The 13,374-nt window shown below is 71.0% G+C and carries 12 protein-coding genes; 5 read left to right on the top strand and 7 right to left on the bottom strand.

Translation table 11 applies throughout. The features are described from left to right. Positions 1-18 precede the first annotated feature (18 nt). Positions 19-567 (bottom strand): cytochrome b, encoded by a 549-nt coding sequence (locus LDO26_RS09740; protein ID WP_232130895.1) that lies wholly within the window; start codon positions 565-567, stop codon positions 19-21. A gap of 230 nt (positions 568-797) precedes the next feature. Here LDO26_RS09740 and fabV point away from each other — a divergent pair, with 230 nt between their 5' ends. Continuing rightward, positions 798-2,009 carry an enoyl-ACP reductase FabV gene (gene fabV / locus LDO26_RS09735; RefSeq protein ID WP_232130894.1) on the top strand — a complete coding sequence of 404 codons (1,212 nt, stop codon included), beginning with the start codon at positions 798-800 and terminating at the stop codon, positions 2,007-2,009. A gap of 265 nt (positions 2,010-2,274) precedes the next feature. Here fabV and LDO26_RS09730 read toward each other — a convergent pair whose 3' ends face one another. Both LDO26_RS09730 and LDO26_RS09725 read right to left on the bottom strand, forming a co-directional pair. Then, on the bottom strand, positions 2,275-2,859 hold the full coding sequence (locus LDO26_RS09730; RefSeq protein WP_232130893.1) for an alpha/beta hydrolase: 585 nt from the start codon (positions 2,857-2,859) through the stop codon (positions 2,275-2,277). A gap of 56 nt (positions 2,860-2,915) precedes the next feature. Then, positions 2,916-3,272: a hypothetical protein gene (locus tag LDO26_RS09725; RefSeq protein ID WP_232130892.1), complete on the bottom strand. Its 357-nt coding sequence runs from the start codon at positions 3,270-3,272 to the stop codon at positions 2,916-2,918. Positions 3,273-3,282: 10 nt separating this feature from the next. Between LDO26_RS09725 and LDO26_RS09720 the strand changes: the two genes are divergently transcribed. Together LDO26_RS09720 and LDO26_RS09715 are read left to right on the top strand one after the other, a co-directional pair. Next, positions 3,283-3,477 carry a LytTR family DNA-binding domain-containing protein gene (locus LDO26_RS09720; protein ID WP_232130891.1) on the top strand — a complete coding sequence of 65 codons (195 nt, stop codon included), beginning with the start codon at positions 3,283-3,285 and terminating at the stop codon, positions 3,475-3,477. Positions 3,478-3,559: 82 nt separating this feature from the next. Further along, positions 3,560-4,183 (top strand): alpha-ketoglutarate-dependent dioxygenase AlkB, encoded by a 624-nt coding sequence (locus tag LDO26_RS09715; RefSeq protein WP_232130962.1) that lies wholly within the window; start codon positions 3,560-3,562, stop codon positions 4,181-4,183. A 65-nt stretch (positions 4,184-4,248) separates the two neighbouring features. Here LDO26_RS09715 and LDO26_RS09710 read toward each other — a convergent pair whose 3' ends face one another. Continuing rightward, on the bottom strand, positions 4,249-7,011 hold the full coding sequence (locus LDO26_RS09710; protein ID WP_232130890.1) for a penicillin acylase family protein: 2,763 nt from the start codon (positions 7,009-7,011) through the stop codon (positions 4,249-4,251). A gap of 208 nt (positions 7,012-7,219) precedes the next feature. Then, positions 7,220-8,578 carry an Hsp70 family protein gene (locus LDO26_RS09705; RefSeq protein WP_232130889.1) on the bottom strand — a complete coding sequence of 453 codons (1,359 nt, stop codon included), beginning with the start codon at positions 8,576-8,578 and terminating at the stop codon, positions 7,220-7,222. A 188-nt stretch (positions 8,579-8,766) separates the two neighbouring features. Between LDO26_RS09705 and bfr the strand changes: the two genes are divergently transcribed. Further along, positions 8,767-9,264: a bacterioferritin gene (gene bfr / locus LDO26_RS09700; protein WP_232130888.1), complete on the top strand. Its 498-nt coding sequence runs from the start codon at positions 8,767-8,769 to the stop codon at positions 9,262-9,264. Between the two features lie 5 nt (positions 9,265-9,269). Here bfr and LDO26_RS09695 read toward each other — a convergent pair whose 3' ends face one another. Both LDO26_RS09695 and parC read right to left on the bottom strand, forming a co-directional pair. Further along, a complete protein-coding gene (locus LDO26_RS09695) occupies positions 9,270-9,929 on the bottom strand; it encodes a thiopurine S-methyltransferase (RefSeq protein WP_232130887.1) in 660 nt (219 codons plus the stop codon). An 83-nt stretch (positions 9,930-10,012) separates the two neighbouring features. Next, positions 10,013-12,256 (bottom strand): DNA topoisomerase IV subunit A, encoded by a 2,244-nt coding sequence (parC, locus tag LDO26_RS09690; protein WP_232130886.1) that lies wholly within the window; start codon positions 12,254-12,256, stop codon positions 10,013-10,015. Positions 12,257-12,432: 176 nt separating this feature from the next. Between parC and LDO26_RS09685 the strand changes: the two genes are divergently transcribed. Then, a complete protein-coding gene (locus tag LDO26_RS09685; RefSeq protein WP_232130885.1) occupies positions 12,433-13,212 on the top strand; it encodes a Crp/Fnr family transcriptional regulator in 780 nt (259 codons plus the stop codon). Positions 13,213-13,374: the final 162 nt, after the last annotated feature.

Genomic DNA, 13,374 nt, shown 5'->3' with positions numbered 1-13,374 from the left:
CCGGCGGCGCGACGCGGCCTACAGGCGCCCGGACATCCGCGCCAGCGTCGCGTCGCGCCACCACCACTGGTGCACCGCCACCATCGCCACGTGGCCCGCGACGAGCGCGAGCAGGGTCCAGGCCAGTACGCCGTGCGACAGGTTCGCCGGCGCCAGCATCCAGGCGACCTGCTCCCCGGTCGCCGGGAACAGCGGGATGCCCCACGGCGCGAAGCCGCGCCCGCTGCCGTACTCGCGCAGCAGCGCGACGGCCGGCACGTAGAACATCAGCGCATACAGCACGGCATGCCCGGCCACCGCGAGGCGGCCGACCAGCGTCGGCGGGTGCGGGGGGCGGTTGCGCCACTGCGACAGGCCCCATGCGCCGCGCAGCAGGATCAGCAGCATCAGCAGCGTGCCGACGGGCTTGTGGGTACCGACGAAGAACGCGGTCACGGCGTGCCGGCCGAGCAGCAGCTTCACGCCCATGCCGAGGAATTGCCACGCGAACAGCGCGGCCATGCTCCAGTGCAGCAGGCGGGTGACCAGGCCATAGCGTTGCGGGGAATCGGTCCAGCGGGAAGCCATGCGGCGATGTCCGTAAAAAAAATAGGGAGGCGAGTGTCGGCAAGTGCCGGACGGACTGGCGGACACAGTTCATCCGCTCGTCCACGTGCTGTCAATCGCGAAAGCGGGCGGGGGATGCGCGAAAGCGCGCGGGGCACGCATCGCCATCGCCCGCACCATCGCCCCCCGTACGGGGCGGACGGCGCGTTGGCCTTAAACTTGCCGCCAACGCACTCCACGAGACACGCACCGTGATCATCCACCCCAAGGTCCGCGGCTTCATCTGCACCACCACGCATCCCACCGGCTGCGAACTCAACGTCCGCGACCAGGTCGCGGCCACCCGGGCGCAGGGACAGCGCAGCGACGGGCCGAAGAAGGTGCTGGTCATCGGCGCGTCCAGCGGCTACGGCCTGGCGGCGCGCATCAGCGCCGCGTTCGGGTTCGGCGCCGACACCCTCGGCGTGTTCTTCGAGAAGCTCGGTACCGAGAAGAAGCCCGGTACCGCCGGCTGGTACAACGCGGCCGCGTTCGACCGGCTGGCCAAGGCCGAGGGCCTGTACAGCAGGTCGATCAACGGCGACGCGTTCTCCGACGCCGCGCGCCGGCAGGTCATCGACCTGATCCGGGACGAGATGGGCGGCAAGGTCGACCTCGTCGTCTATTCGCTGGCATCGCCGGTGCGCAAGCTGCCGGACAGCGGCGAGGTCAAGCGTTCCGCGCTCAAGCCGATCGGCGAGGCCTATACCTCGACCGCGATCGACACCAACAAGGACCAGGTCATCCAGGCCACGATCGAGCCGGCCACCGAACAGGAGATCGAGGACACCGTCGCGGTCATGGGCGGCCAGGACTGGGCCCTGTGGATCGACGCGCTGCGCGACGCGGGCGTGCTGGCCGACGACGCGAAGACCGTCGCCTTCAGCTATATCGGCACCGAGATCACCTGGCCGATCTACTGGCATGGCGCGCTGGGCCGGGCCAAGGCCGACCTCGACGCCACCGCCCGCCGCCTCGACGCGACGCTTGCCGCCACCGGCGGCGGCGCCAATGTGGCCGTGCTCAAGTCCGTCGTCACCCAGGCCAGCGCCGCGATCCCGGTGCTGCCGCTGTACATCGCCATCGTCTTCAAGGTGATGAAGGAGAAGGGCCTGCACGAAGGCACCATCGAGCAGCTCGACCGGCTTTTCCGCGAGCGCATGTACCGCGCCGACGGCCAGCCGGGCGCCGTCGACGACGAACATCGCTACCGCCTCGACGACTGGGAACTGCGCGACGACGTCCAGGCCGAGTGCAAGGCGATCTGGCCGCAGGTCACCACCGACAACCTGTTCGCGCTGACCGACTACGCCAGCTACAAGCACGAGTTCCTCAAGCTGTTCGGCTTCGAGCGCGACGACGTGGACTACGACGCCGAGGTCGACCCGGTGGCCGGATTCGACGTGGTGGAATTGCGCGACTGAGGTCGGCGCGGTGCTGCCGTCGCCATGAAGAACCCCGCGTCATGCGGGGTTTTTCGTGGCCTTCACCGATGACCGGGAAGGCGGCCGTCCCGGCCTTGTCGGGCCCACTCGGCCCACGCGGTCGGCGTGCGCGGCGTTGCGGATTCGCGAGTGTCCCGACCTGAGATCGAGGTCCCCGGGAGTCGGCGAACACGCTTTTTCGCGGGCTGTTGCGTCATGCGGTGTCGACACCGTTCTGATTCCGCGGTGGTGTCGTCGCTGCCGGTCACGCATCATCCCGCTGGCGCCGTGACTTGCGCCGCCGGCGCCTCCAAAGCGCCACTGCGAGCAGAAGGCCCACCACCGCCGCCAACGTGGCAAACACCGTCGCCCGGCCGATACCGAGCGCCGACAGCAACAGGTCGGACTTGCTTGTGGCAAACGTCGGCGACGGCACCTCCAGCACCGCATCGTCCATTGGACGGCCGGCGAGGAAGTCGGCGATGTGCCCGGCAATGTCCGGATGACCAAGCCACAGCTCGTCGTCATGGCTGGCATTGCGCGCCAGCAGCTGCCTGCCGTCGCTGAAACCTGGCAGCAGCGCCTGCGCGTTCGCCGGCGGCGTGCGGCCATCGAGCGTGCCGCTGACGAACAGTGCCGGCACGTCGCTGTGCAACGGCGCACGGAACGCCCCGCCGAGGTCGACGAGCCCGAGGCCGTCGCCGAGCATGGGGAACGGGAAGTTGATCGCATCGCCGAACAGGCTGTCGCGCGCTTGCGCTTCGACCAGGGCACGGCGCTGCGGGCTCTGGCCGGATGCCACCTCCATCGCCAGCGGCATGGCACGGAACTCGCCGATCTGCTCGCGCATCGCCAGCACGATCTCCGCCATCAGACCTCGGCCGGCGACCGGCTCCAGCGCAACGTCTACGACGGCCTGCTGCTGGACCTGAACCTGGGTGGCGAGGACGGTTTCGACCTGCGCGGCGCGTGGTGGCCGGACGCTACCACTGCATCGTGGTCTCGGCCCATCGCGAGCGCGCGCTGCAGGCCTTCGAGCATGGCGTACTGGATTTCGTCCCCAAGCCGTTCACGCGCGAGCGCCTCGGCCTGGCCCTCGACCGCCTGCTCGACGCGAGGCGCTACCGCGCAGGCAGCGCCCGCTACCTCGGCATCTGGCGTGCACAGGGCACGGCACTCGTCGAATTGGCGGGCGTGCTGTGGATCCGCGCCGACGGCGACTACAGCGAGCTGCGCATGCTCGACGGCCGCAGCGAACTGCACGACAAAATCCTTGGCCGCGCTGACCGCCGTGCTGCCGCCCGATTTCGTGCGCTGCCACCGATCCTATCTGGTCAACCTGCGCCATGTCCGCACCCTGCATGCGGGTTCCGGCAGCCGTTACTGGCTGGTCCTGGCCGGCGGCGCGGAACTGCCCGTGGGCCGTGCCCACGTCGCGGCGCTGCGCCGCGAACTTGCCCTCGAATAGGAGGGCATGCGCTCTTCGGCAGCGCGTGTCGATCACCGGATCCCCGCTGGACATCGCCCCGGCCGACCCCCATCTGATCCACATGGATCTGTTCTCCGCCGCCACCGTCCGGCAACTGGCCGAAGACGCCGAAGGCGGCATCCGCTACTGGCCGGATGTCGTCGATGCGGCGACGGCCGATGGCTGGTTCCGCCTGCTGCGCGCGTCGGTGCAGTGGGAGGCGCAGCAGCGGCCGATGTACGACCGGGTGGTGGCGGTGCCGCGGTTGCTGGCGTCGTACCGGCTGGATGCGCTGCCGCCTGAGCTGCCGCTCGACGCGATGCTCGCCGCCGTGCAGGGCCTGGCACCGGCGCCGTACAACACGGCGGGACTCAATCTGTATCGCGACGGCCGCGACAGCGTGGCGATGCATCACGACAAGCTGCACACGCTGGTGCCGGGACATCCGATCGCACTGCTGTCGCTGGGCGCGCCGCGGCGCATGAACATCCGGGCGAAGGCGGATGGCGCGAAGGCGCTGCCGGTCGAGCTGGCGCCGGGCAGCGTGCTGGCGATGAGCCATGCGTCGCAGCTGACCCACGAACATGGCATCCCCAAGACGACGCGCGCGCTCGGCGAGCGCATCAGCGTGGTGTTCCGGGTGCGGCCGGCGGCGCGGATGGAAGCCGGCCTGTACGGCACGCACTGGCAGGGGCCGCTGGAATAGCGGCCCTCCGGGTTGGATCTTGCCCGCCGCCATCCGCCGGAGGGCGCGACGTTTGCGGCCCGGGTCTACCCGCCCGGCAGCAACTGCATCGTGTGCACCGCGCTGCCGGGCAGGAACGGCGACGGGCGGCCTTGGGCCCAGTCTTCGTGGCCGGCGCCCCAGAATGGCGACAGCGGGTGCCCGCTCTGGCCGCCCGGCATGTGGGTGATGCCGTCCGCCTCGAAGCCGGGCGCGACGACCATGCGTTGCGAGGCGCCGAATCCGGGGCCCTGCACGCGGGGCATCATGCCGTCGCCGGGCAGTGGATCGGCTGGCATGCACAGGGCGCGCTTGCCGATCAGCGGAATCGCGCCGGCCAGCGGATGGCAGATCGCGGCGGTGTTGCGTTCGCCCCAGGTGCGTCCGGTCAGCGGTCCTTGTCCAGCGAACCCGTCGCGGACCTGACGCGCCGCATCCTCGAACAGCGCCAGCCAGCCGTCACCGGTCTCGACGCAGGCGCCGTTGCCGGCCTGCGGTGCGCAGGCGAAGCGGCGCGGCAGCAGGTGCGCGGGCCGCTGTTCGACCAGGGGCCAGGCGACGCCTTCGAAGTTGGGCAGGTCGGGCAGGGCGAAGTCGTCGCCGAGTGCGGCCTGTGCGGGTGCGGTCAGGCCGGCGGCGATGCGTTCGTGGACGGCGAGCCGCCATGCGCGGACCAGCCGGTAGCCGACGGAATCGATGCTGGCGTGGCCGCTCCACTGCGTGGCGGCGTCGGCGAGCGCGTGCAGGGCCGGCGCGGTATCGGTATCGGCCTGCTGCGCGATGTCGCCCAGCAGTTCCCACCAGCGCGTCATCAATACCGCGCGGTCGTCGAGCTGGATGTCGAGCAGGTCCTGCTCAGTGAAGCGTTCGCGGGCGAAGAGCGCGTTGCGGATCTGCTGCGCGCGGGCGCCGAGCGCGGCGCCGCCGTCGCCGATGCGATCGAAGTCCGCGCCATCGACGACGCGGCTGTTGGCGGTCCACAGGCGGTCGGCGGTCGGCGAGCGCAGCAGCGGGGAGCGGTCGGTGGCGATGGACCACGGCGCGCAGGCCGGCAGTGCCGCGGAGCCGCCCGGGTCCGTCGCCGCGTCGTCGGACGGTGGACGCGACACCCCGCGCCCGTCGCAGCCCGCGCTACGCACCGGAAGCGGGCCGACCAGGCGCCAGGCGATCTGGCCGCGGCGGTCGCCGACGAGCAGGTTCTGGGTGGGGATCGCGGCCCGGTCGGCGATGGCCAGTGCGTCGTCGAGGTCGCGGGCATGGGCCAGGTCGGCGAGGCCGAAGTCCAGCGCGCCGGGCAGATGCGCGACCCAGCGCAGCGCGAGCGCGCTGCCGTCGGGTTCCTCGTGCAGCACCGGCCCCCATTCGCTCTCGCGGACTTCGAGCGTTTCCGCATTGCCGCCGGCGACTTCGATACGCTCGCTGTGGCCGACCAGTGGGGTGCAGTCGCCCGTGCCCTGGGTTTCGCCCGTGCAGGGCCGCACGCGCTGCCAGTCGAGATAGTCGCCGTAGCTGTTGGTGAAGCCCCAGGCGACGTGGGTGTTGCTGCCGACGATGACCGCCGGCAGGCCGGGCAGGGTGAAGCCGGTGACGTCGACGCGGCCGCCGGGTGCACGCGCATCGGCATAGCGCAGCCGCGCACGGAACCAGATGTTGGGCGCGCGCAGGCCCAGGTGCATGTCGTCGGCGACGATCGCGCGGCCGTCGGTGAGCCGCCCCGACACCGCGAAATTGTTGCTGCCCCCCCTAAGATCGGTCGCCGCAGGCGACCCGCCGACGCCTCTCTCCCGCGATGCGGGAGAGAGGGGGACCACCTGCGGAGCAGGTGGTGGAGAGAGGGCAGCTCCCCAAGCCGCAGGCGACCCGCCGACGCTTTTCTCCCGCGATGCGGGAGAGAGGGGGACCACCTGCAGAGCAGGTGGTGGAGAGAGGGCAGCTCCCCAAGCCGCAGGCGACCCGCCGACGCCTTTCTCCCGCGCCGCGCGAGAGAGGGGCACCGTCTGCAACGCAGATGGTGGCGTGCGGACAAGGCCGGACGCATCGCCATCGTCCTGCGCCGCGGCCACTTCCACTTCCCCCACGCCCGCAACCACCCCCGGCAACACCCGCAGGTCCACCATCTCCGCGTCCGGCAGCACCGCGTCGCCCCGCGCCGCGCCGAACAGCGGCGCATCCCAGCTGCTGCCATCGTGCGTCAGCAGCGCGAACAGCGGCGTGGGCAGCTCGGCCCGGAGCCGATGCAGGGCCAGTTCGCGTGCGTTGCCGGCGTCCTGCAGGTCGAAGTACAGCGCATAGCCGGCCAGCGCCGAATCGGCGGCGGTCCACGGCTGCGGCTGCTGGCGCAGCAGCAGGTAGGGCCAGGGCCGCGTGCGCAGCGCCTCGCGGCCGGCGTTGACGCCATCGGTGTAGGCCTGCAACTGGGCCAGGCGCTCGCCGGCGACGGCTGCAAGGCTGTTCTCGACCCGCGCGCGCATGCGGTGGACGCGCTGCCTGCGGTCGGTCTCCAGGGCGCGCTCGCCGAGCAGCGCCGACAGCTCGCCGGCCGACATGCGACGCATCAGGTCCATCTCGAAATAGCGCTCCTGCGCGTGCACGTAGCCGAGCGCGCGCATCGCGTCGGTCTCGTTGTCGGCGTCGATGGTGACCACGCCCAGCGCGTCACGGGCGACGGTCGCCGGCGCGGACAGGCCGGGCAGGGCGAGCTCGCCATCGAGTTGCGGCAGGCTGCCGCGCAGCAGCCACCATGCGCCGAGCAGCGCCGCCAGCACGAGCACGACGATGGCGGCCAGCAGCCGCCGGATCCATTTGCGCATCGACACGTCCCCACCCGCGGCGGTTGCCCGGTTGCGGCCGATTATTCCACGGCTGTGTTGCCATGTACGCCGCGTGCGGCGCGTTCCGCGCATGCGTGCGTCACGTCGCAAGGCCCGCGCGCCGCGGCTGCGGGGGGCGCGCAGGTCGCGCGTCGATCGAAGGCCGTAGCGCGGTCGCAGCAGGCGCGCGCGAACCGCTCCCGGCCTCTCAGTTGCGCGCGTGCTCGGCCAGGCCCGACACCACCCCCAGCGAGGGGTCGCCCAGCACCACACGTGCTTCGGGGAAACGGGCGCGCGCGGCCGCCTGCACGTAGGGCGCGCCGGACATTCCGCCGGTCAGGAACAGGCTGTCGGGCGGCCGCGGCAGGTCGCCGCGGACCTCGTCGAGCAGCGCGCCGAGCTGGCCGAGGAAACGCGCGCTGGCGGTTTCGAGGTCGCCGCGGGTCGTGCGGACCTGCAGCGCCGGGTCGATGTAGTCGAGCACGTGCCCGGCCTCGTCGTGACGGCTCAGGCGCACCTTCATGTCCTCGACGCCGCGGTACAGCCGGGTCGTGCCGCCGTCCTGCTGCAGTGCCTGCAGGCGCGTGCCGTAGGGGTCTTCGACATCGCGGAAATCGCGCCTGTGGAAATCGCGCTGGCGCGGCATGTCCTGCACGGTCGCCGCCTCGACGAAGTGGTGTACCGGCGTGCGGGTGACGCCCTTGCCGAACAGCGGCATGAAATGCGCCAGACTCAGCGCCAGGTCGACGTCGGTGCCCCCGCCCGGCATGCCCCAGGCGCGATGCACGCGCGGCGCCGCATCGCCGCCGATCTCGGCCAGGGCGATGTCGCTGGTGCCGCCGCCGATGTCGACGACCAGCGTGGTCTGCCGCTGGCGGCTGATCGCGTGGTGGTGCAGCGCGGCCGCGGCGGGTTCCTCGAGGAACTGCACCGCATCGAAGCCCGCGATCGCAGCGGCCTCGCGCAGGATCGACAGCGCCTGTTCGCCGCCGGCATCGCCCATCGAACTGCGGAAGCGCACCGGCCGACCGAGCGTTGCCTCGCGTACCGGGGTGCCCAGCTGCTGGCTGGCGCTCAGGCGGATGTGCTCGAGGATGTGCGCGGCGATGCCGGTGATGGTCTGGCGCGCGCGCGGGTGCAGGTTGAAGCCGAGCATGGATTTCGGAGACTGCACGAGGTTGCCGGTGCCTTCCTCGAGGTAGCGTTCGATCGCCTCCTCGCCGAACACCGCGTCCTGCAGGTCTGCGGCCGAGGCCGCGGCATCGCGCATCTGCTGCTCCAGCCACTGGCGGCGCACGATGCGTACCGCATCGGCGTGCAGCTGCGCATCGCTGCGCGGCGCGATGCCGGCGCGGGTCTGTTCGCCCTTCATCGCCCGGACCAGGTCGGCGACTTCGCCTTCCATCGCCGTGGTCAGCTGGAAATCCGCCGGATCCGGCAGGGTGGTGGGGAAGAACACCGCGGTGCGGAACTGCGACTGGCCGCCGAAGCGGATGTGTTCGATCCGGTCGCCGATGCGCGCGGCCGCGGCGGAATAGCTGGTGCCGAAGTCGATGCCGATTTTCATGGAGAGCAGGCAGGCGGGCGGGTGGGCCGGGGAGTCTACGCGCCCGGCGGCAGCGCCGCAGGTGCTGCCGCTGGGCCGGCCCGGCCGGCAGTCCCGTCTGAGAATGCAAAAGTCTTGCATTCGCATCCGATCATGGCGGCGGGGGACTCGGCATACTGCGCGCATTCCACGCTGCAGCGAGCGCACCCATGAAAGGCCATCCCGAAGTCATCGACTACCTGAAGGAATTGCTGCGCGGCGAACTGGCCGCGCGCGACCAGTATTTCCTGCATTCGCGTCGCTACGAGGACCTGGGTCTGCAGGCCCTGTACGCGCGCATCAACCACGAGATGGAGGAGGAGACGCAGCATGCCGACGCGCTGCTGCGCCGCATCCTGTTCCTGGAAGGCGATCCGGACATGCGCCCGGATGCGTTCGAGCCGGGCAAGACGGTCGAGGAGATGCTGCGCAAGGATCTGGACCTGGAATACAAGGTCCGCGCGAACCTCGCCAAGGGCATCGCGCTGTGCGAGAAGCACGGCGATTTCGTCAGCCGCGAAGTGCTGGTGACCCAGCTGGCCGACACCGAGGAAGACCATACCTACTGGCTGGAGAAGCAGCTGCGCCTGATCCGGATGATCGGGCTGGAGAACTACCAGCAGAGCCGGATGGGCGACGCCGAGGGGACCCACGCCGGCGTGGGCTAGGGCAATCAACCGCGCCGTTGGACCCGCCACACGCCGGTCGACAGCGCGGTCACGCCGTCGGCGACGAAGCCCGGCTCATGTTCGAGGATGTCGCAGGTGTCCAGCAGGTCCACCCGCCAGTCGCGGTCGAGCAGCGCGTGCACCTGCTCGCCGTCGACCGAAAACGGCGGGCCGGATTTCTGGTGCTGGGGATACGCCAGCGTGACCAGCAGGCCACGGCAGCCGGCCGGCATGCGATGCCAGGCGGTTGCGGCATAGGTCGCGCGCAGCGCGGGCGGCAGTGCGATCAGCGCGGCGCGGTCGTAGATGCCGGCGCAGCCGGCCAGCAGCGCGGCATCGAGTGCGAACGCATTGCCGCGGATCAGCTCGAACGGGCCGGCGACGAAATGCGTGCCGGCGGCGGTGTCGTGGCAGGTGGGCACCAGGCCGCGCTCGTCGAAGAACTGGCGGATCGCCAGTTCCGACAGCTCCACGCCGAGCACCCGGTGACCCTGTTCGGCCAGCCAGGCCATGTCCAGCGACTTGCCGCACAGTGGCACGAACACGCGTGCGTCGCTGGCCAGCGCCAGCGCGGGCCAGTGCTTGCACAGCAGCGGCAGCGGCCTGTCCTGGTGGAAGCCGATGCGGCCGCTGCCCCAGCGTTCATGCCAGAACGCGGCGTCCATCGCCCGACCTCCAGACCTTCGCCTGCCTGCCGCGCGCCGGCGTCGACGATGGCCAAGGCGCCACCGTGCGTCCGGTTGGCGAATCACTCAACATCGAGGCCCTCCACCTTCTGCCAGCCGCGCGGCAGCAGGCCGCCGCGGCTGGCGCGCGCGCCCAGGTACGGTTCCAGATCCCGGAACGACAGGGTCATCGTGCGGGCGCCGGACCTCACCAGCAATGCGCTGCCGGGCGACACGACGGCGACGGCGACCACGTGCTCGGTGCCGCGCTTGGCCTTGGGGATCTCGATGATCTTGTTGCCCTTGCCCTTGTCGAGTTCCGGCAGCTCGCCGACCGGGAACACCAGCAGATGGCCGGCACTGGTGACGACGACCAGCCGGTCGGCGTCGACGTCGCGCACGGCGGCGGGCTGCAGCACGCCCGCGCCCGGCGACAGCGTCAGCATCGCCTTGCCGGCCTTCTGTCGGCCGGTCAGGTTCTCGAAGCGGGTCACGAAGCCGTAGCCGTGCGAGGACGCCAGCACGAAGCGGCTGTCGTTGTCGCCGGTCGCCAGCGCCTGGAACGCGGCGCCGGCTGCCGGCGAGAAGCGGCCGGTCAGCGGTTCGCCGTTGCCGCGCGCCGACGGCAGCGAATGCGCGATCGTCGAATAGCTGCGGCCGTTGCTGTCCAAGAACGCGACCTGCTGGGTGCTGCGCCCGCGCGCGAATGCCAGCAGGCGGTCGCCGTCACGGTAGTTCATCCCCGCCGGGTCCACGTCGTGGCCCTTGGCCGCGCGCACCCAGCCCTTTTCGCTGACCACGACCGTCACCGGCTCGCTGGGCACCAGGTCGGTCTCGGCCAGCGCCTGCGCGGCGCCGCGCACGACCAGCGGCGAGCGGCGCGCGTCGCCGTACTTCTTGGCATCGGCCAGCAGTTCGTCCTTGACCAGCTTCTTCAGCCTGGCCTTGCTGCCGAGCGTGGCGATCAGGCGGTCGCGCTCGCTTTCCAGCTCGGCCTGTTCGCCGCGGATCTTCATTTCCTCCAGCCGCGCGAGCTGGCGCAGGCGGGTCTCGAGGATGTAGTCGACCTGTTCGTCGCTGAGCCCGAAGCGCGCCTGCAGCACCGGCCGCGGCTCGTCCTCGGTGCGGATGATGCGGATCACCTCGTCGAGGTTGAGGAACGCGACCAGCAGGCCGTCGAGCAGGTGCAGGCGGCGCTCGACCTTCTCCAGCCGGTGGGTCAGGCGGCGGGTGACCGTGTCGGTGCGGAACTGCAGCCATTCGGACAGCAGCATCCTCAGGTTCTTGACCTGCGGGCGGCCGTCGAGCCCGATCACGTTGAGGTTGACCCGGTAGCTCTTCTCCAGGTCCGTCGTCGCGAACAGGTGCCCCATCAACTGGTCGGCGTCGACGCGGCTGGATCGCGGCACCAGCACCACCCGCACCGGGTTGGCGTGGTCGGACTCGTCGCGGATGTCCTCCAGCCACGGCAGCTTCTTGGCGCGCATCTGCGCGGCGATCTGCTCGATGACCTTGCTCGGGCTGACCTGGTAGGGCAGCGCGGTGACGACGATGTTGCCGCCTTCCTTCGCGAACGTCGCGCGGGCGCGCACGCCGCCGTGGCCGGTCTCGTAGATCGACAGCAGGTCGGCGGCGGGGGTGATGATCTCGGCACTGGTCGGGTAGTCCGGGCCGCGCACGTGCTCGCACAGGTCGCGCACGCTCGCGTCCGGGTCGTCGAGCAGGCGCACGCAGGCGCTGACGATCTCGCCGAGGTTGTGCGGCGGCACGTCGGTGGCCATGCCCACGGCGATGCCGGTGGTGCCGTTGAGCAGCAGGTGCGGCAGGCGCGCGGGCAGCCACGACGGTTCCTCCAGGGTGCCGTCGAAGTTGGCGGTCCAGTCGACGGTGCCGTGGCCCAGTTCGGCCAGCAGCACCTCGGCCAGCGGGGTCATCTTCGACTCGGTGTAGCGCATCGCCGCGAACGACTTGGGGTCGTCGCTGGAACCGAAGTTGCCCTGGCCGTCGATCAGCGGATAGCGGTACGAGAACGGCTGTGCCATCAGCACCAGCGCCTCGTAGCAGGCGCTGTCGCCATGCGGGTGGTACTTGCCGATCACGTCGCCGACGGTGCGCGCGGACTTCTTCGGCTTCGCCGCCGCGCCCAGGCCCAGCTCGCTCATGGCGTAGATGATGCGGCGCTGCACCGGCTTCAGGCCGTCGCCGATGAAGGGCAGGGCGCGGTCGAGCACCACGTACATCGAATAGTCGAGGTAGGCGCGCTCGGCGAATTCGCGCAGCGGCAGCTGCTCGAAGCCGTGGAAGGTGGGACGGACGGTTTCGGTCATCAGAAGGCGGGGGCGGGATCAGGGTCGGCCGATCATTTTAGGGGTTAATGCCGCCGCGGGCGCCGATGGCGTGTGACGCATTCCCACCCCGGTCGCGCGTTTGCCGGCGACGGCGAGACCAGGGGCCATCCCCGGCGTGCGGCACCGCGCCGCAGGCGGGGTATGATGCGGGCGTCATGGATACGAAACCGCGCCAGCGTCCATCGATTCCGCAGCCCGTCGGCGGGCAGGGACCGCGCGCGGCGATGAGCGGCGGCGCAAGGCGCGGCCCGCATCCGGGCTGCCGGGACTGCCAGACCCGCGACCTGGCGATCTGCGCCGCACTGCCGTTCGAGTACACCCGCGACCTGGAGGACGTTGCCGGCGAGATCCGGGTCCCGGCCGGCACCACGCTGGTGCACGAGGGCGCGCCGCGGCGCGAGGTCTACACTCTGACCCACGGCATGCTGCGGCGCGTGCGCCTGCTGCCCGACGGCCGCCGGCTGGTCGCCAGCTTCCTTATGCCGGGCGACTTCATCGGGTTCAGCGGCGCGCCGCTGTACCGGCACACGATCGAGGCGATCACCGACAGCGAACTGTGCGTGTTCTCGATGCAGGACATGCGGCGGCTGTGCACCCGCCATCCCGAACTGGAGTCGGGGATGCTGGCCCAGGCCTGCACCGAACTGGACGCCACCCGCGCCAGCCTGATGCTGCTGGCGCGGCTGGGGCCGGCCGAACGGCTGGCCGGGTTCCTCGTCGACATGGCCGAGCGCCAGCACCGCCGCGGCGGCTGCGTGGACCACGTCGACCTGCCGATGACCCGGGCCGACATCGCCGACCATCTCGGGCTGACGATCGAAACCGTCAGCCGCAGTTTCACCAAACTGCGCGCCGCCCAGGCGGTCGCGTTCGACGACCCGCGCCGGATCGACCTGGTCGACCTGGCCGCGCTGCGGGCTGCAGCCGGGCTCTAGCCGTCTGCGGCCTGCCGGCCTGCGAGGGGTCTGGCGCGCCTGTGCGTGGTATCGCCGGGCAGGACGTTGGGCGGACGGTCTTTGTCGCATGCGCCCGCCGCCGGCCGCATTGATCCTGATCAATGCGGCGCCGGCCCCGCAGGCAGACCATTCACACATGAC

Source organism: Proluteimonas luteida (assembly GCF_021191695.1).
GTDB classification, from domain to species: Bacteria; Pseudomonadota; Gammaproteobacteria; order Xanthomonadales; family Xanthomonadaceae; genus Luteimonas; species Luteimonas luteida.
Note: the sequence above shows the minus strand (reverse complement) of the source record. Positions and strands in the feature narration are given on the sequence as shown.

Coding starts and splice junctions, on each gene's coding strand:
- LDO26_RS09740 (WP_232130895.1), bottom strand. CDS start 567: ATGGCTTCCCGCTGGACCGATTCCCCGCAACGCTATGGCCTGGTCACC.
- LDO26_RS09730 (WP_232130893.1), bottom strand. CDS start 2,859: ATGCGCGAGCAGATCGGCGAGTTCCGTGCCATGCCGCTGGCGATGGAG.
- LDO26_RS09715 (WP_232130962.1), top strand. CDS start 3,560: ATGGATCTGTTCTCCGCCGCCACCGTCCGGCAACTGGCCGAAGACGCC.
- LDO26_RS09710 (WP_232130890.1), bottom strand. CDS start 7,011: ATGCGCAAATGGATCCGGCGGCTGCTGGCCGCCATCGTCGTGCTCGTG.
- LDO26_RS09705 (WP_232130889.1), bottom strand. CDS start 8,578: ATGAAAATCGGCATCGACTTCGGCACCAGCTATTCCGCCGCGGCCGCG.
- bfr (WP_232130888.1), top strand. CDS start 8,767: ATGAAAGGCCATCCCGAAGTCATCGACTACCTGAAGGAATTGCTGCGC.
- LDO26_RS09695 (WP_232130887.1), bottom strand. CDS start 9,929: ATGGACGCCGCGTTCTGGCATGAACGCTGGGGCAGCGGCCGCATCGGC.
- parC (WP_232130886.1), bottom strand. CDS start 12,256: ATGACCGAAACCGTCCGTCCCACCTTCCACGGCTTCGAGCAGCTGCCG.
- LDO26_RS09685 (WP_232130885.1), top strand. CDS start 12,433: ATGGATACGAAACCGCGCCAGCGTCCATCGATTCCGCAGCCCGTCGGC.